This window comes from Limnohabitans sp. (assembly GCF_034680285.1).
Taxonomy (GTDB): Bacteria; Pseudomonadota; Gammaproteobacteria; order Burkholderiales; family Burkholderiaceae_C; genus Limnohabitans_A.
Genome location: NZ_JAXITC010000013.1, coordinates 103939 through 119837, shown reverse-complemented (window position 1 = coordinate 119837; position 15899 = coordinate 103939). Strand labels below are relative to the sequence as shown.

The window sequence follows — 15899 nt, the reverse complement described above, 5'->3', positions numbered from 1 at the left end:
TGTGCTCGACAGCTTTGGCACGCCCCACACCGACCGCAACACCACCGGCCCCACTCACATCTTCAACCTGGGCCACGGCATCAGCCAGTACACCCCGCCCGAGCATGTGACGGCGCTGGTCGAGGCGGTGCACAGCCATTCACGCAAGCTGCGTCAGGGCTGACCCAGTTCCCCGGGTGCACGCTGTGCACCCGGCTTGCAGCAGGTGTCAGCGACCGCTGATTTGAAGTACGACGCCTTGCACGCCGGTCTTCACACCCGGCAATTCCACCTGCAGATCGCCCTCTTGCTTTTGCGCCGATCCGGTTTTGGAGATACGAGCCACCAAGCGCACTTGCGAAAACGATGACAACACGGGCGGTGCCCCCATGCCCATGCTGTCACTCAAGGCAAAACGCACCGGCCATGAGGTTGGCGTAGCCCGCCAGATGGCCACAGGGCGCCGCGAGCCCTCTTCGGCCATGGCGTAAACAAACAGGGTCGCGCCTGCTGAAATTTGACTTTGCACTTCGGGTGAAACACGGACCTCGCCCTGAATCAGAGGCTTGGCATCGCCCACCGGAGTCGCCGCCGACAAGGCTGATGCCCTCGCTTCACCAACAGCTGCCGGAGCCGCCGCCAGCTCGGCCACCCTCTCGGCCGTTTTCGCCAGCGCCTGCTGCAGGCCTTGGCCAGCCTCACTGTCGGCAGGCACCAAAGCCAAGGCACGCTGCCAGTAATCTTGCGCTGCGGGGTATCTTTTTTCCGACAAAGCCGCGCTGCCTGCGAGCACCAAGGCGTTCAGGTGCTGAGGCTGTGTGCGCAGCACGTCTTGAATCCACTGCCAAGGCTCTCCGGCGTAAACACCGCCTGCACTCAAGGCCTTCATCTGCGCCCGCTCAATCCACAGTTCGGGCTCGGGCGACAAGGCAAGCACCCGTGCCAAAGCCTGCTCGGCCGGGGCATGTGCGTTTTGGGCAGCATGCAGCCGCGCCAAGGTCAACCAAGCCTGGGCATCCTCCGGGCGTTTTTGGGTGGCTTCTTGCCACACGCGGGTTTGCTCGGCCAATTGCTCGGGCGTGGTGGCGCTGATCCGCACCCTTTGGCTCAAAGGCTCAGGCGACCAAGTCTGGGGCGCACCCAATTGCACATAACTCAGGCCACTGAGCACCACCAAGGCCACGACCATCCAGAGCCATCGCGCAGGGACAACCGCAATGGGTCGGTCATCGGCCTGCGCCGCATCGTCCAACAGATGGCGCAGCAACTCGTCGCGAGCCGACTGATGCTGCAGCGCCGTCAAACGGCCTTCGGCCAAAGCACGGTCCAGATCGGCCAGATGTTCCTGGTGAATCATGCGGTTGGTTTTTGACTGCAGCTCGGGCACCTCGACCAAGGCTGGGTTTTTCAACCCACGCCGCAAGAACCACGCGGACACCGCACCCAAGGCCAACAATACCCACAACAAACCCAGCCAGGGAGGAAACAAAGACATCAGGACTCCAGCAGTTGGCGAACCCGTGCGCGTTCGCTGTCGGTCAATGGGGCGGGCGCTGCGGCCTTTCGACGCATCAAGCGCAGTGCCAGCACCAGTGCGCACAACAGGAGCGCAAAGGGACCAAACCAGAGCAGCCAAGTCACGGGCTTGACCTCGGGCTTGTAGAGCACAAAGTCACCATAACGGCGGACCAAAAAGCTGCGGATATCGGCATCGCTTTGGCCCTGCTCGATCAGGCCGCGCAGCTCGCGTCGCAAGTCCACCGCCAACTCTGCATTCGACGATGCAAGTGATTCGTTTTGGCACACCAGACAACGCAACTCGGCCGCGATGTGGTCCCAACGCGCCTGCACAGGGGCGGACATGGGCGCATCGGCGTGCGCTGCCACGGGCGCGCCGACACCTGGCAAAGTCGCCTGCACAGCCGATGGCACTGACGCACCGCTTTTTGCACTACTTGCCGCAGCACTGGTCGCACCCATTGCCGAACCAACCGGCGCTTGGGCCGCCACACAGGCGCACGACAGCCAAACGCTGGCCAGCATCCAATGCAGCACCGTGCTCATCAGTTCACCCCCCGCAGCAAGGGCAGCAGTTTTTGCTGCACCACATCGGGCGTCAAGGCTCCGGCATGCTTGAAGCGGACCACGCCTTCACGGTCAATCAAATAGGTTTCAGGCAAGCCATACACGCCAAAATCCATCCCCACCCGGCCGTCCATGTCCATCAGGTTCACACCAAAAGCCTGGCCGTGTTTCTGCAACCAGGCCTGGCTGCGCGCCGTGGCTTTCTGGACCGACTCGGCGCTTTGCGGGTCTTGGCCCGAAAGTTCCGAGGCCTGCAGTTCTTTGTAGTTGATGCCCACCATCTTCAGGCCAGGTTGGCGCGACAGTGCCATCAAAATCGGGTGCTCTTCTTTGCACCCGGCGCACCAAGTCGCCCACAGGTTGACCAAGGTGAGCTGTCCCTTGAATTGCGCAGCACTGAACACGCCCGGCCCGCCGACCACTTGCAGTTCAAAGGCAGGTGCAGGGCGACCGATCAGCGGCGAAGGGATCTCTTGTGGGTTGCGCGTGAGGCCCACCGCCAAAAAAACCGCCATGCCCAAAAACAGCGCCAAGGGCACAAACACCCAACACGGCATGCGGCGGCTTGCAGTCATGGCAGAGGGCGCACTCACAACAAGGCTCCTGGAGTCTCAACGGCAGGCCTTGCGCCTGGCGAGCTGGTTACATGCCTGGTGATCCGGTCTATCGCAGAGACTTGACGATACCGCCGGTCAAAAGCCGCCAACCCACCCCCCAACACCATGAACACGGCACCCAGCCAGATCCACGACACAAAAGGCTTGTGGTAGACCCGGAAACTCCACTGCGGCGGCTCGCCCGCCAGGGGCTCACCCAATGACACATAGCGGTCACGCCACAGGTTGCGGTCAATCGCCGCCTCGGTCATGGGCATCGCGCTCGATGCATAGCGGCGCTTTTCGGGCTTGAGCGAACTCACCTGTCGCTCATCACCCGACCCACCTTCAAACAGCTTCAGGTGCGCGCGCAAGGCCAAGTAATTCGGCCCCAAATGGTTGTCCACACTGATGAGTTGGTAACGCACCCCAGCCACATGGACCGAATCGCCCAGACCCAGTCGGACATCACGCTCGACCTGAAAGGACTTGACACCGGTGATGCCCAGCACCAAAACCGCCACGCCCAGGTGCGCCACCTGCATGCCCCACCAAGCCAAGCCCGGTGAACCTGGCAGGCGCAAGCGCAGAACAACTTGCCAAGCGCCCGACAACACAATCCAGCCGCCCAGGGTGCCGCCCATCACGGTGAGCCAGCCACCCAGAGTGATCGCACCGCCCTCAACCACCGGAGCCCCACCCCAAGTGGCCCAGGCACTGGCCAGCAAGAGCGCCAAGGCCCCGGGCACCAAGACCGAGCGCACCGCCGCCCAACGCGCCACATGCCAAGGCACCACCGTGCCCGGCACCATGGCCAGCAAGAGTGGCACCATCAAGGGCACAAACACGCGTTCAAAATAAGGCGGCCCGACTGAAAGTTTGCCCAGATTCAGTGCATCGATGATCAGCGGGTACAGGGTGCCCAACAGCACCGCCGCCATGGCCACCACCAAAAGCACGCTGTTGAGCAGCAAAAAAGATTCGCGCGAGCCCGCCACCGGCTGCGAGGCGTTGGCCCACTGCGGTGCCCGCCAAGCAAACAAGGCCAGCGAAACGCCCACGACCACCACCAAAAACAGCAAGATGAAGACGCCCCGCGCCGGGTCGGTGGCGAAGGCGTGTACCGAGGTCAAAACACCCGAGCGGACCAAAAATGTGCCGAGCAAACTGAGTGAAAAAGCGCCAATGGCCAAGAGCACCGTCCAGGCCTTGAACTGCCCGCGCTTGTCGGTGACCATGAGCGAATGGATCAGGGCCGTGGCCACCAACCAAGGCATGAGCGAAGCGTTTTCCACCGGATCCCAAAACCACCACCCACCCCAACCCAGTTCGTAATAGGCCCACCACGATCCCAAAGCGATGCCCAGCGTCAAAAACCCCCAGGCCGCCACGGTCCAAGGCCGCGCCCAACGCGCCCAAGCGGCATCCATCCGCCCCGACAACAAGGCCGCCATGGCAAAAGCAAAGGCCACCGACAAACCCACATAGCCCATGTAGAGCATCGGCGGGTGAATCACCAACCCGGGGTCTTGCAACAAAGGCGTCAAGTCGCGCCCCTCGGACGGCGCCGGGAACTGCCGTGCAAAGGGGTTGGACAAGGTGAGGATGAAGACCAAAAAACCCACCGACACCGCACCCATGACGCCCAACACTTGGGCCACCAGGGACTGCGGCAAACGTTTTGAAAATGTGGCCACCGCCACCGACCACAGCGCCAGCATCAAGACCCACAGCAGCAGCGAGCCCTCATGTCCCGCCCAGATGGCCGACAAACGGTAAGGCGTGGGCAGCAAGGTGTTGGAATGGTGGGCCACGTATTTGACGCTGAAATCATGGACATAAAACGCATGCCACAACGCCCCAAAGGCCAACAAAATCAGCACCAACTGCAACACCGCCAAGGGGCGCGCCAAAGCTTGCCAGCCGGCACGCCGCTCAGACAGGCTGCCCCACAGCGGCAGCACAGCCAAGGCCAAGGCCACCCAAGCCGACATGATCAAGACCAAATGTCCTGCTTCAGGCCACATACACGGCTCCGTTCAGGTCAACGCGCTTCACCGCACCACCGCCGCACCCACACGGGCCTTGGCTGCCTCGTCCAGCGCGTGCTGGGCTTCGGGCGGCATGTAGTTTTCGTCGTGCTTGGCCAGTACCTCGCTGGCCACAAACAAGCGACCTGCATCGAGGCGACCTTGCGCCACCACGCCCTTGCCCTCTTTGAACAAATCGGGCAGCAACCCCACATAGCGCACGGGCACTTCTTGGTGTGTGTCGGTCACCACAAAGGCCACCGCCATGCCATCGCGCTGGATGCTGCCCACCTTGACCAAACCGCCAACGCGAAAGTGCCCGTCTTTGGGCGCTTCTCCCGCCGCCACTTGCGTCGGTGTGAAGAAAAAAACCAGGTTGCTCTGGAACGCATTGAGCACATAATAAGCCGCACCGCACAAAAGCAAAACGCCCAAGCCGATGCCGAAAAGGCGTTTCTGACGGCTTTTCATGAGTGCCCTCCTGTTTGTGTGTCTTCGGCAGCGTCCATGGCCTCGCACACGACATCCAAGGCATGACGGCGACCTCTGCGCACCAGCAAGGCCTCCAGCGCCAGCAAAGCCGCGCTCACGCCCATGCTGCCCCAAACGTACACGCCATAGCCACCCATGGCCCAAAATTCAGCGGCACTTTGCCAAATCATGTGGCACCTCTCAACGCTCGTTGCGCGCGGTGGGCCAGCACCTCAGGCAGTTGCTGCACCCAGCCTGCGTGGCTGTCACGCTCCAAAATCAAGCTGCGCACACGCCACAAAGCAATGGCCGCGGCATACAACCACACTGCCAAACTCATCAGCAACATGCCGGTCAGCATGATGCTGGCCATGCGTGGCGACTGGGTGATTGAGACCGAGGCACCCTGGTGCAAGGTGTTCCACCACTTGACCGAAAAATAAATGATGGGCACGTTCACCGCGCCCACCACGGCCACCAAGGCGCCTGCCCGGTCCGAGCGGCGCGGGTCTTCGATGGCCGAGGTCAGTGTGATGTAACCCAAATACAAAAACAACAAAATCAACATCGAGGTCAGCCTTGCGTCCCACACCCAATAGGTGCCCCACATGGGCTTGCCCCACAAGGCCCCGGTCCACAGCGACAAAAAGGCCAGCAAGGCCCCGGTGGGCGCGAGCGCCCGCGTCATCAGGCCCGACAAGCGTGTGTTGAACACCAGGCCCAGCACGCTCCAAAAAGCCATGGCCAGGTAAATGACCATGGCCATCCAAGACACCGGCACATGGATGTAAATGATGCGGTAGGCTTGACCCTGCTGTGCATCTGACGGTGCCACCATGAAGCCCACCCACAAACCCGCCAGCGCCAAAGCACTGGCCAACAAGGCCAGCCCAGGCCACAAACGACCGGCCAGGGGGTAGAAGTGTTGCGGCGCAGCGTAGTGAAAGAGTTTCATAGCGCGTCCCTCATTCCAGCGCCAAACGGACTGCCGCCGCACAAGCCCAAGGGCTGAGCGCCGCTGCGGCCAACAGCATCGCCAGCAAAACCGAGACATGGGCCTGTGCCCCGAGTCCGCGCAACTGTGCCTCGACCGCGCCCGCGCCGAACACCAACACCGGCACATACAAAGGCAGAAGCAGGAGCGATTGCAGCACCCCACCCCCACGCACACCCAAGGTGAGGGCAGCGCCAATCCCCCCTAACAATGACAGCACTGGGGTGCCGATCAGGAGCGTCAGGGCCAACATGCCCAAAGCCTCCGGATCCAAACCGAACTGCAAACCCAAAAGGGGTGACAACAGCACCAAGGGCAAGCCAGAGATCAACCAATGCGCCAGCAGCTTGGCGCTGACCAGCCAGGACAGGGGTGCGGCCGACAGCGCCAGTTGCTCCATGCTGCCATCCTGGTGATCGGCCTCAAACAAACGGCCCAAGCTCAGCATGCTGGCCAGCAAAGCGGCCACCCACAACACCCCCGGGCCGATCCGTCGCAGGGTGTCTGGCTCCGGGCCAATGGCCAGTGGAAACAAAGCCGCCACCAACACAAAGAAAAACACAGCGCTCAACCACTCGGCCTTGCGGCGCAGGGCCAAGCGCAGGTCGCGGCGCAGCACCCCCCCCATCGCCCGCCAGGGACTGGGCATGGGGTGTGAATGCATGGAGACAGGAACGGTCATGGCGGGCGAGTTCATGAGCCGCTGGCCTCTCGCCCCAAATGGAGCCGCGCACCCGGACCCTGCAAACCCACGTCGTGGTGGCTGGTCATGACCACAGCGCCACCGGCATCCACATGGGACTGCAGCAAGGCGCGTGCCGCGGCGGTCGCTTGAGCGTCCAAGCCCACCAAGGGCTCGTCCAAGACCCACAGCCTCGCCGGACTGGTGCGCAAGCGCGCCAAGGCCACGCCTTGACGCTGGCCTTGCGACAAGACCCGCACGGGCAAGTGTGCCCGACTTTGGAGGCCTTGTGCGGACAGCACTTGCAGCGCTTGTTCTCGGCTGAGCGCCAAGCCACTGACTTCGGCGTCCATGCATAGGTTTTCACACGCGGTGAGGTCGGGTTTGAGCCCCAAAGCGTGCCCCATGTAATGGAGCACTGAGCGATCGGGGCGCGCAAGATGGGAATGTGAAGCAGAAGGCCAGAGCACTTGACCCCGTGAGGCAGGTGACAAGCCGCAGAGGATGCGCAACAAACTGGTTTTGCCGCAACCATTGCTGCCTTCGATGTGCAGCCAATGACCTGCGGGGACGGAAAAGCTCACGCCCTCGAACAAGGTCCGCTGGGCCTTTTGGCAGGCCAGGTCCATCGCTGTGAGCACCCAAGACGCCATGAAAGGGCTTTCTGGTCGGTTGAAGACAAGGCAAAGTGTAATGACAGATTGACACTTTGTGTGTTCAAAGCCTTGATTCAGTCCAGTAAATCAGGGTATGCCCTGACATTGAGCATGCCAATGGGCACAAAAAAACCGCCCTGAGGCGGTTTTTGGGGTCTCAGCAGGTCTCAGACCGCTGAAAACTGCTGGGTCATCAGGCCTTTTTGGCCCATGCCGAGCACCAGGCCTTGGCGGACACTTGCTTGCCTGCAAACAAGGGGCAACCGCCTGCAGCGGCACCGGCCTTGGCTTGGAACAAAGCGCAGTTGGCGCAGTTGGAACCCGCGACGAACTTGGGATTCTTGGCTTTATCGACCTTGGTGGCATCAGCCTTGTAGGCCAAACCAGCAGCCTGGGGGTCTTTCTCATCGACCATGGCTTGGGCAGAGGCTTCGCTCACGGCCAAAACAGCTGTAGCGGCAGTGGCCACTTGCATCATGAACACGCGGCGGGTAGAGGAGGAATTGGCAAAACGGGACATGGACAGCTCCAGAAAGAGATAGCCAGAAAATACTGGACAGTTCATTGTGCGCCACATCAGTCACGATGTCACCAAAAACGGGATACCCGAGCAATTCACACAGGAAAGCCCTGCCATTTAAATGTCAACCGCAGTGGACATGCCCGTGTCAGAATGCAGCTCAAGCTCCCTCCTCCCTCGCAAAGGTTTTGACATGTTGCAACTGCTGATCGGTTTGGCGCTCTTTTTGGGCATTCACTCGCTGCAAAGTCTGACCCCGCAGCTGCGTCAAAGCGGCATTGAGCGCTGGGGGGCGCTGGGCTTCAAGGCTGTTTACGCCGCAGTGGCGGCACTGGGCCTGTACCTGCTGGTGCAAGGCTATGGCTTGGCACGGCTAGAGCCGGTGGTGTTGTGGACACCGCCTCGCGGCATGCAGCATGCCACCATTTTGCTGATGTGGGTGGCGATGGTTTTGCTCGTGGCCTCTTATGTGCCCGGTAACCAGATCAAGGCCAAACTGCGCCACCCCATGACTTTGTCTGTCAAGGTGTGGTCGCTGGGGCATTTGCTGTCCAATGGCAATCTGGCCGATGTGATCCTTTTTGGTGGCTTTTTGGTGTGGTCGGTGCTGGTGTTCCGCGCCGCCCGAAAGCGCGATCGCCAAAGCCTGCACTCTGCGCCTGAAGGCAAGCTGATGGGAACCCTGCTGACCGTGGTGGTGGGCACTGGCGTCTGGGCGGCCTTCCTGATGGGTGGCTTGCACGTCTGGCTGGTGGGTGTGATGCTTTTCACCCGCGCCGTTTGATCGCCAACTGCCGTAACAGCCATGGGTACACCTTCCGCCCTGACCGTTGCTGGGGCTGCTGCTGAAGCGCCCAGCCGCAAGCTCTGCACCGACTGCGGTCTGTCGCGCACCAACGACCCCAAGCGCTGCGGCCAAGCGTGCCAATTCATCCAGCCCGATTACCCGGGGCTGGAGCGCCGAGTGCATGGCCGGGTGCGCCAACAGGGCAATGCCATTCAACCAGCCCAGCCCGACGAGTTGTTTTTCGGGCCTTACCAACAGATTCTGAGCGCACGCCTCGACCCGCCCACCCAAGGCGCGCAGTGGACCGGCATCACCACCCGCTTGGCCGAGGTGTTGCTCGAACAAGGCCTGGTCGACGCCGTGATCGCCATGGCCGCTGACCCGCACGACCGCTGGCGGCCGCGCCCGGTGCTGGTCACCCGCGCTGAAGACATGGCGCAGTGCCGTGGCATGCGCATGGGTTACGCGCCGCTGCTGAGCCTGGTGGAGCCCGCGCTGGCACAAGGCCACAAACGGCTGGCCGTGATCGGCATCCCCTGCCAGATTTACGCCCTGCGCGCCATCCAGCCGCAGCTCGAACGCGAGCAAGGCCTGGAGCAGCTCTACGTCATTGGCACACCGTGTTCCGACAACACCACGACCGAAAACTTCCACCAGTTTCTGGGCCTGATTTCGGACCGGCCACAAGACATCAGCTACGTCGAGTTCCGTGCCGACTACAAGGTGGAGGTGCGAACCGACCAGGGCGACAAGCGCCTGATCCCGTTTTTGAACCTGCCGCTATCCACCTTGCCGCCGGACTTTTTCCCGCTGACTTGCCGCACCTGCGTGGATTACACCAATGTGCTGGCCGACATCACCGTGGGTTACATGGGCGGGCACGGCCAGCAGTGGTTGCTGGTGCGCAACGCACGCGGGCAAGCGGTGCTCGACGGCATTCAATCGCAATTGGTCACCAGCGCGCCCATCAGCCAAGGCAAACGGGATGGCCCGGTGCGCGGCTTCATGGCCAACACCGAGCGCGCCGCAGGGGGCCTGCCGCTGCGGCGCATGCCCGCCTGGATCAAGCCGCTGGTCAACTGGCTCATGCCCCGGGTGGGGCCGCGCGGCCTGGAGTTTGCACGCGCCCGGGTCGAGATGAAGGCCATCGAATCCATCTTGCACCTGCGCCGCGAGGCGCCAGCCCGCATCAAAAACATGCTGCCGCAGCACGTTTGGGATTTGGCGGCGCGTTACGGTTTGAAACCGGAAGGTCAACCCGAATCCGACAAAGTGGGCACCAGCACCCCCAAAAACTGAGCTCAAGTGTAAATTTAACTTGACACTCCGCTGTGTCTTTTGGATGATGGGGCGAGATCAGTTTTGCGGAATGCACCCCCTATGGCATTGACCTTCCCTTTTGCGGCCATCGTTGGTCAAGATGAAATGACCCTCGCCATCCAGGTGGTGGCGGTTGACCCGTCGATTGGCGGCGTGCTGGTGCTGGGCGACCGGGGCACGGGCAAATCCACCGCCGTTCGCGCCTTGGCCGACCTGCTCCCCCCCATTTCGGTCGTCAAAGGTTGCCCTTACCGTTGCGACCCGGCCAAACCGGCGAGTGCCTGCCCGGTTTGCCAAGCCCGCGACCCCAAGGCCAAAGTGGTGACCGAACGCCAGCCAGTGGCCGTGGTCGACCTGCCTTTGGGTGCCACCGAAGACCGTGTGGTGGGCGCGCTCGACTTGGAAAAAGCCCTGTCGCAAGGCGTGAAGTCTTTCGCGCCCGGCCTGCTGGCCCAGGCGCACCGGGGCTTTTTGTACATCGACGAGGTCAATCTGCTCGACGACCACTTGGTGGACCTCTTGATCGACGTGGCCGCCTCGGGCGAGAACCTGGTCGAACGCGAAGGCCTGAGCGTGCGCCACCCCGCCCGCTTTGTGTTGGTGGGCAGCGGCAACCCCGAAGAAGGCGAGCTGCGCCCGCAACTGCTGGACCGCTTTGGCCTGTCGGTGCAGGTGCGCACGCCACAAGACCTGGCCCTGCGCGTGAGCATCATCAAACGCCGCGACGCCTTCGACAAAGACCCCGCCGCCTTCAAAGCGCTGTGGCACAAGGACAACCAGAAGCTGCAAAAGCGCATCCTCAAAGCGCGTGACCTGTTGGACGAGGTCGAGGTGAGCGACGACATGCTGATGTTGTGCGCCCGCCTGTGCCAGCAACTGGGCACCGACGGCCTGCGCGCCGAACTCACCCTGCTGCGGGCCACACGCGCTTATGCCGCGCTGCAAGGCCACAAAGCGGTGAAGGCCGAGCACCTGCAAAGCATGGCTCCGCTGGCCCTGCGCCACCGACTGCGCCGCAACCCGCTGGACGACACCGACTCGGGCGCGCGCGTGCAGCGCAGCTTGCAAGAAGTGCTGGCCGCCTGAATTGGCTGCAAGCATGGCCAGCGAAGCCCCACCACCCTCCTCGCCTTCAGAGCCGCTGGAGCGCTGGAACGATGCGCTGACGGCGCTGCAATTGCTGCAACTCGACCCCCATGGTTTTGGCGGTGTGTGCCTGCGCGCGCCGCACGGCCCGGTGCGCGAGCGCTGGTTGCAAGCGCTGGCGGGGCTGGGCATCGGCTTGGTGAAAGTGCCCGGCTCGGTGGACAGCGAGCGGCTGCTGGGCGGCATCGACCTGGCCCACACGCTGCAAACCGGCCAATTGCACCTGCAAGCGGGCTTGCTGCAACAAGCCGACCAAGGCTTAGTGTGCCTGCCCATGGCCGAGCGCCTCGCGCCCGTCCTGCTCGCGCCTTTGGTGCAAGCGCTGGAGCAAGGCCAGGTGCCGCCCACCCGCCACAGCGCAGCCCCCACACCCACCCGTTTTGGCGTGGTGGCGCTCGACGAATCTTTGCCCGATGAGTCCGGCGTGGGCGCGGCCCTGGCCGAGCGCCTGGGCGTGTGGCTGGACCTGAACGAACTCTCACCGACCGACATCCACGCGGCGTGGCAAGGCGACAGCGAATCGGATGGCCTGCAGATTCGCCTCAGCCCCGGCGCTTTGGTCCGTGCCCGCGAACAGCTGCCGCAAGTGCAAGCGAGCGACGAACACATGCAAGCGCTGTGCGCCGCCGCTTTGGGCTTGGGCATTGGTTCTTTGCGCGTGCCCAGCTTGGCACTGCGCGTGGCTTGCGGCCATGCGGCGCTGAATGGTCGCAGCACGCTGGACGCCGACGACCTCGGCTTTGCCGCGCGCTGTGTGCTTGCGCCTCGTGCCACGCAGTGGCCAGCCGAGCCGTCTGCGCAAGAAGCAGCGCCCGAGCAACAAGAAGACACCACACCGCCACCAGATCCGCCAGAATCACCCGAAGATTCAGGCGAAGCACCTGAGAACGAGGCTGAAGCAGACAACACCCAAGACCCTGGCCCACCGCCCGAACAGAACACCGAACCGAGTGCCGAAGACCTGCAAGAAATGATGGTCGCAGCGGCCCTGGCCAGCTTGCCGCCACACATGCTCGACGCGCTGATGACGCGCCAGGGAGCGGCCAGCCACAACACCTCGGGCCGCAGCGGCCAAACCCGCGCGGGCTCGCAACGCGGCCGCCCCCTGCCCCCGCGCCCGGGCCGCCCCGGCGGTCAGGCGCGCCTGCATGTGCTGGCCACCTTGCGTGCGGCCGCGCCCAAACAGCGTTTGCGGCAAGCGCACAACACGGGTCGCGTCGCGATCCGCGCAGAAGACTTCCACATCCAGCGCTACCAGCAGCGCGCCTCCAGCTGCCTGATCCTGGCGCTTGACGCTTCGGGCTCGGCCGCGCTGCAACGCTTGGCCGAAGCCAAAGGCGCGGTCGAGTTGCTGTTGCAGCAATCCTATGCCCGGCGCGACAGCGTGTGCATCGTCGCCTTTCGGGGCGCGCAAGCCCAACTGCTCTTGCCCATGACACGCTCGCTGGTGCGCGCCAAACGCGCCATGACCGGCCTGCCCGGTGGTGGTGGCACGCCCTTGGCGCTGGCTCTGAAAATGGCGCACGAACAAGCGGCGCAACTGCAACGCCAAGGCGTCACACCCATCTTGGTGGTGCTGAGCGACGGCCGCGCCAACGTGACGCTGCAAGGCCTGGGTGGCCGCGCCCAAGCGCAACTGGACGCGCAAAGCTGGGGCCAGCAGTGGCGCGCCAGTGGCCACCGCGCCTTGTGGATCGACACGTCCATGCACCCCGACGCTCAAGCGCAACAACTGGCGGCCACCATGGGTGCGAGCTATTTGCCCATGCCGCAGGTACAGTCGCAGCGCATGGCCCACGCCATCGAGCGGGTGCGCAGACCGCAGGCTTGAGTCGCCATGTTTGACAGCTTCTACCCCGGCATGGCCTGGGCCGACCACCAGGCCCGACCGGACATTTGGCCGCATGCGCAGCACAGCCGTTTGATTCAAGCGGGCGGCATCCAGTGGCATGTGCAGCAAATGGGCCAAGGCCCGTGCATGCTGCTTTTGCACGGCACAGGCTCGGGTCATTTCAGCTGGCGAGGCCTGCTGCCCGCGCTGTCCCAGCATTTCACCGTGGTCGCACCCGACCTGCCCGGCCACGCCTTCACCAGCCGTGGCCCCGAAGGCGCGCTGTCGCTGCCCGGCATGGCCGAGGGCTTGCGTGCACTGATGCTGCAGCTCAAGCTCTCGCCCCAGGTCATCGTGGGCCATTCGGCAGGCGCGGCGATTGCCGCGCACATGGCGCTGCACTTTGACAGCGCAGCGCGCAGCAAGCTGATCGGCCTGAACCCCGCTTGGTTGCCGCTGCCCGGCGTGGCCTCGTGGTTGTTCGGTCCCGCGGCCAAACTGGCTGCGCTCAACCCACTGTCTGCCTGGGCCACCGCCAAAATGGCCGCCAAACCGGGAGCCGTGGCAGAGTGGATCGCGCGAACCGGCTCCACACTCGATGCGCAGGGGATAGACCTTTATTCCCGCGTGCTCAGCGACTCGGGGCATGTGCACGGCGTGCTGTCCATGATGGCCGCATGGCGGCTCAAGCCCCTGGCCGCGCGCCTGCACGAGATCCGGAACCCGGTGTTCATCCACATCGGTGCGCAAGACCTGACCGTCCCCCCGGCCTTGGCCCATGAGGCCTGCCTGCAATGGCCCCATGCGCAACTTCATTCAACACCAGGCTTGGGACATCTGGCCCACGAGCAAGACCCGATGGGCACGGCGCAACAGATTTTGAAATGGTGTGCAGCCTGCTGAGCGCAGGCTGATTCGATCGCCGTTCAGCAGGACTCAGCGAGCGCGAACCAAACGCTGGACCGCACCAACGGCCTCGCGGGCGTCGGTGAAAATAGCGTCGGCCCCCAAGTTGTCGGGGCTGAAATCATGGATCAAGAAGATCGGACCGCCCAACACCACCCTCACTTGGGGATTGCCTGAGCTGGCCCGCAAGTGCGCGATCAAGTCGGGCAGTGTTTGGAGCTGGGCTTCCAGGGCCACAGAAATGCCCACCACGTCAAACCACTCATTCGCCACCGCGCGCAGCAGCTCGGATTCGGAGGAAGAGATCTCGAGCACCACTTCCGAGCCCGCTTGGCGAAAAAAGTCAGCCACGATGGTCAAGCCGAGGAAATGCTGAGAACCCGGCGCACAGGCCAGCATGACCCGTTCACTCGCGCCTTCTCTGTTTTGCCCGGCTGGCGATTCGTATCCCAGCCGGTAAATCATCTGGTGCATCATCGCCAAGCCGCAGGTCACTTGGGTGAAATCGCACAGGTCTTGCTCCCACAACGCACCCAGATGGCGAGCGGCAGGGGTGATCAGCTCCAAAAAAATACGGTCGTGGGCCAACCCTCTCGCGGTGAGCGAATCCACGATCTGATTCGCCTTCACAGCATCACCCTTCAGGCAGTGTTGCGTGAACGCCTCAAATTCAGGCTGCTCGGCACCCAAGATTTCCTCGGCCGAGTTGGTGGCTTTGCCCGGGAAAAACTGTTGCACATTGAGCAGACGCGGAATGATCTGCTCCTCAATCACCGCCAACAAGGAGTCTTTGCAGTCATCCTGCAGGCTCGCTGCCCGCTTCACACCACCTGCTTGGCCACCCGAAGCACTGAACTCAGACATGCGCATTCCTTGCAGCACGAGCGTGTCAACCTGTCAAAAGGTGAAAACCGGGGCGTGTATTCGCCAGCGAGATAGCTTGCCGGTCCGCAGCTGCAAGGTGTTTATAAAATTTTTGACCTGGGTCAACAAGCATGAGAAACCCTAGGTGTGAGCACCTAAGAATTACATTCAAGCAAGTACTCAGCTTGATTTCAACGTTTTTCCCAAAATTTTTAGTTCAATGGTGGGGCGCTCAGCCGCCTGGACGGCTTCATCCAGTCAAGCAACCAGCCCTTGAAATGGCCCGTTGAGTTGAACCGTTTCCCAATTCAGCACGGCGGCAATGCCGACCCACAGCAAGTAGGGGAGCATCAACCCGCTGGCCAGCCGGGACAAACGCCAAAGGCCCACGATCAAGGCCAAGATGGACAACCACAGGAACACCACCTCGAACAAAGCCCAGTCGGGTCGTTGCAATTTGAAGTACAGCGCGCTCCACAGGATGTTGAGCACCGCATTGGCACCGAACAAGACCCCGACTCGGCGGCACAGAGCAGGGGTATCCGCCGCCTGCCAAGCCAGCCAGCCGCTGATGGCGCAGAGCGTGAAGATGGTGGTCCAGATCACACCAAAAGCGGCATCCGGTGGTTTCCAGGAAGGGTGTTTCAGAGCGAAATACCAAGGGCCCAACTCGGTCAAAGCCCCGCCGATGCCGGCAGTGGCGTAACTCAGCACAAAGGCCAAGGCCAGTCGGGTCCATGCATTTTTTTTCATGCACCCGATTGTCCTAGACTTTGGGCCACTGGCCCTGTGCCCTCATCTCCAGAAGGTCTGTTCAGCCAGGCATGGCCTGCTCAACGCTCAGATGGCAAACATCAGCAGCAACACCATTTGCAGACCGTAGATGATCATCAGGCCCAATTTGTAGGTGTCGCGCAAGGTGTCGGACAGTCGGAGCATTTTTCGATCCAACCACCAATAGGCGGCTCCGGACAAACCCGTCATCAATAAGAAAATCGTGGCCATCATTGAAGGCTGCATACCGCTCTCCCG

Annotated in this window: 19 protein-coding genes; 6 read left to right on the top strand and 13 right to left on the bottom strand. The window is 62.6% G+C overall.

Annotated elements, in window-relative coordinates; all coding sequences use genetic code 11:
• Positions 1–163, top strand: a 163-nt coding sequence (locus SWE17_RS11900; protein WP_322993312.1) for a uroporphyrinogen decarboxylase family protein, incomplete at its 5' end; no start/stop codon positions are given.
• A gap of 45 nt (positions 164–208) precedes the next feature.
• On the opposite strand, the gene ccmI is transcribed toward SWE17_RS11900, so the two are convergent.
• From ccmI to SWE17_RS11850, 10 genes are all read right to left on the bottom strand, one after another.
• Complete coding sequence (ccmI, locus tag SWE17_RS11895; RefSeq protein ID WP_322993310.1) at positions 209–1474, bottom strand: c-type cytochrome biogenesis protein CcmI; 1266 nt, start codon at positions 1472–1474, stop codon at positions 209–211.
• Positions 1474–2043 (bottom strand): cytochrome c-type biogenesis protein, encoded by a 570-nt coding sequence (locus SWE17_RS11890; protein WP_322993309.1) that lies wholly within the window; start codon positions 2041–2043, stop codon positions 1474–1476. Before SWE17_RS11890 ends, ccmI begins: the two co-directional genes overlap by 1 nt.
• The gene (locus tag SWE17_RS11885; RefSeq protein ID WP_322993308.1) at positions 2043–2657 is read right to left on the bottom strand and encodes a redoxin family protein; all 615 of its coding nucleotides are present in this window, start codon (positions 2655–2657) and stop codon (positions 2043–2045) included. Before SWE17_RS11885 ends, SWE17_RS11890 begins: the two co-directional genes overlap by 1 nt.
• Complete coding sequence (locus SWE17_RS11880; protein ID WP_322993307.1) at positions 2654–4687, bottom strand: heme lyase CcmF/NrfE family subunit; 2034 nt, start codon at positions 4685–4687, stop codon at positions 2654–2656. Before SWE17_RS11880 ends, SWE17_RS11885 begins: the two co-directional genes overlap by 4 nt.
• A gap of 27 nt (positions 4688–4714) precedes the next feature.
• Positions 4715–5161, bottom strand: a complete 447-nt coding sequence (gene ccmE / locus SWE17_RS11875; protein WP_322993306.1) for a cytochrome c maturation protein CcmE — start codon at positions 5159–5161, stop codon at positions 4715–4717.
• Positions 5158–5352, bottom strand: coding sequence for a heme exporter protein CcmD (gene ccmD, locus SWE17_RS11870; protein WP_322993305.1), 195 nt, complete (start codon positions 5350–5352; stop codon positions 5158–5160). The genes ccmE and ccmD overlap by 4 nt, the downstream gene beginning before the upstream one ends.
• The gene (gene ccmC, locus SWE17_RS11865) at positions 5349–6116 is read right to left on the bottom strand and encodes a heme ABC transporter permease CcmC (RefSeq protein ID WP_322993304.1); all 768 of its coding nucleotides are present in this window, start codon (positions 6114–6116) and stop codon (positions 5349–5351) included. The genes ccmD and ccmC overlap by 4 nt, the downstream gene beginning before the upstream one ends.
• 10 nt (positions 6117–6126) lie before the next feature.
• Entirely contained in the window at positions 6127–6819 is a 693-nt protein-coding gene (ccmB, locus tag SWE17_RS11860; protein WP_322993311.1) for a heme exporter protein CcmB, read from the bottom strand.
• A gap of 29 nt (positions 6820–6848) precedes the next feature.
• A complete protein-coding gene (gene ccmA, locus SWE17_RS11855; RefSeq protein WP_322993303.1) occupies positions 6849–7490 on the bottom strand; it encodes a cytochrome c biogenesis heme-transporting ATPase CcmA in 642 nt (213 codons plus the stop codon).
• Between the two features lie 196 nt (positions 7491–7686).
• Complete coding sequence (locus SWE17_RS11850) at positions 7687–8013, bottom strand: high-potential iron-sulfur protein (RefSeq protein WP_322993302.1); 327 nt, start codon at positions 8011–8013, stop codon at positions 7687–7689.
• Positions 8014–8206: 193 nt separating this feature from the next.
• Here SWE17_RS11850 and SWE17_RS11845 point away from each other — a divergent pair, with 193 nt between their 5' ends.
• The 5 genes from SWE17_RS11845 to bchO all read left to right on the top strand — a co-directional run bounded on the left by SWE17_RS11845 (position 8207) and on the right by bchO (position 14000).
• The gene (locus SWE17_RS11845) at positions 8207–8797 is read left to right on the top strand and encodes an NnrU family protein (protein ID WP_322993301.1); all 591 of its coding nucleotides are present in this window, start codon (positions 8207–8209) and stop codon (positions 8795–8797) included.
• 21 nt (positions 8798–8818) lie between these two features.
• Positions 8819–10099 carry a Coenzyme F420 hydrogenase/dehydrogenase, beta subunit C-terminal domain gene (locus tag SWE17_RS11840; protein ID WP_322993300.1) on the top strand — a complete coding sequence of 427 codons (1281 nt, stop codon included), beginning with the start codon at positions 8819–8821 and terminating at the stop codon, positions 10097–10099.
• 81 nt (positions 10100–10180) lie between these two features.
• Positions 10181–11206, top strand: coding sequence for a magnesium chelatase ATPase subunit I (bchI, locus tag SWE17_RS11835; protein ID WP_322993299.1), 1026 nt, complete (start codon positions 10181–10183; stop codon positions 11204–11206).
• A 13-nt stretch (positions 11207–11219) separates the two neighbouring features.
• Complete coding sequence (locus SWE17_RS11830; protein WP_322993298.1) at positions 11220–13097, top strand: magnesium chelatase subunit D; 1878 nt, start codon at positions 11220–11222, stop codon at positions 13095–13097.
• A 6-nt stretch (positions 13098–13103) separates the two neighbouring features.
• The gene (bchO, locus tag SWE17_RS11825; RefSeq protein WP_322993297.1) at positions 13104–14000 is read left to right on the top strand and encodes an alpha/beta fold hydrolase BchO; all 897 of its coding nucleotides are present in this window, start codon (positions 13104–13106) and stop codon (positions 13998–14000) included.
• Between the two features lie 33 nt (positions 14001–14033).
• On the opposite strand, the gene SWE17_RS11820 is transcribed toward bchO, so the two are convergent.
• The 3 genes from SWE17_RS11820 to SWE17_RS11810 form a co-directional block, all read right to left on the bottom strand.
• Positions 14034–14867 carry a cobalamin B12-binding domain-containing protein gene (locus SWE17_RS11820; protein WP_322993296.1) on the bottom strand — a complete coding sequence of 278 codons (834 nt, stop codon included), beginning with the start codon at positions 14865–14867 and terminating at the stop codon, positions 14034–14036.
• A gap of 258 nt (positions 14868–15125) precedes the next feature.
• A complete protein-coding gene (locus tag SWE17_RS11815) occupies positions 15126–15620 on the bottom strand; it encodes a TspO/MBR family protein (protein ID WP_322993295.1) in 495 nt (164 codons plus the stop codon).
• 87 nt (positions 15621–15707) lie between these two features.
• Positions 15708–15887: a hypothetical protein gene (locus tag SWE17_RS11810; protein WP_322993294.1), complete on the bottom strand. Its 180-nt coding sequence runs from the start codon at positions 15885–15887 to the stop codon at positions 15708–15710.
• Between the last annotated feature and the right edge of the window lie 12 nt (positions 15888–15899).

Coding starts and splice junctions, on each gene's coding strand:
- ccmI (WP_322993310.1), bottom strand. CDS start 1,474: ATGTCTTTGTTTCCTCCCTGGCTGGGTTTGTTGTGGGTATTGTTGGCC.
- SWE17_RS11890 (WP_322993309.1), bottom strand. CDS start 2,043: ATGAGCACGGTGCTGCATTGGATGCTGGCCAGCGTTTGGCTGTCGTGC.
- SWE17_RS11880 (WP_322993307.1), bottom strand. CDS start 4,687: ATGTGGCCTGAAGCAGGACATTTGGTCTTGATCATGTCGGCTTGGGTG.
- ccmE (WP_322993306.1), bottom strand. CDS start 5,161: ATGAAAAGCCGTCAGAAACGCCTTTTCGGCATCGGCTTGGGCGTTTTG.
- ccmD (WP_322993305.1), bottom strand. CDS start 5,352: ATGATTTGGCAAAGTGCCGCTGAATTTTGGGCCATGGGTGGCTATGGC.
- ccmC (WP_322993304.1), bottom strand. CDS start 6,116: ATGAAACTCTTTCACTACGCTGCGCCGCAACACTTCTACCCCCTGGCC.
- ccmB (WP_322993311.1), bottom strand. CDS start 6,819: ATGCATTCACACCCCATGCCCAGTCCCTGGCGGGCGATGGGGGGGGTG.
- ccmA (WP_322993303.1), bottom strand. CDS start 7,490: ATGGCGTCTTGGGTGCTCACAGCGATGGACCTGGCCTGCCAAAAGGCC.
- SWE17_RS11850 (WP_322993302.1), bottom strand. CDS start 8,013: ATGTCCCGTTTTGCCAATTCCTCCTCTACCCGCCGCGTGTTCATGATG.
- SWE17_RS11845 (WP_322993301.1), top strand. CDS start 8,207: ATGTTGCAACTGCTGATCGGTTTGGCGCTCTTTTTGGGCATTCACTCG.
- SWE17_RS11840 (WP_322993300.1), top strand. CDS start 8,819: ATGGGTACACCTTCCGCCCTGACCGTTGCTGGGGCTGCTGCTGAAGCG.
- bchI (WP_322993299.1), top strand. CDS start 10,181: ATGGCATTGACCTTCCCTTTTGCGGCCATCGTTGGTCAAGATGAAATG.
- SWE17_RS11830 (WP_322993298.1), top strand. CDS start 11,220: ATGGCCAGCGAAGCCCCACCACCCTCCTCGCCTTCAGAGCCGCTGGAG.
- bchO (WP_322993297.1), top strand. CDS start 13,104: ATGTTTGACAGCTTCTACCCCGGCATGGCCTGGGCCGACCACCAGGCC.
- SWE17_RS11820 (WP_322993296.1), bottom strand. CDS start 14,867: ATGTCTGAGTTCAGTGCTTCGGGTGGCCAAGCAGGTGGTGTGAAGCGG.
- SWE17_RS11815 (WP_322993295.1), bottom strand. CDS start 15,620: ATGAAAAAAAATGCATGGACCCGACTGGCCTTGGCCTTTGTGCTGAGT.
- SWE17_RS11810 (WP_322993294.1), bottom strand. CDS start 15,887: ATGCAGCCTTCAATGATGGCCACGATTTTCTTATTGATGACGGGTTTG.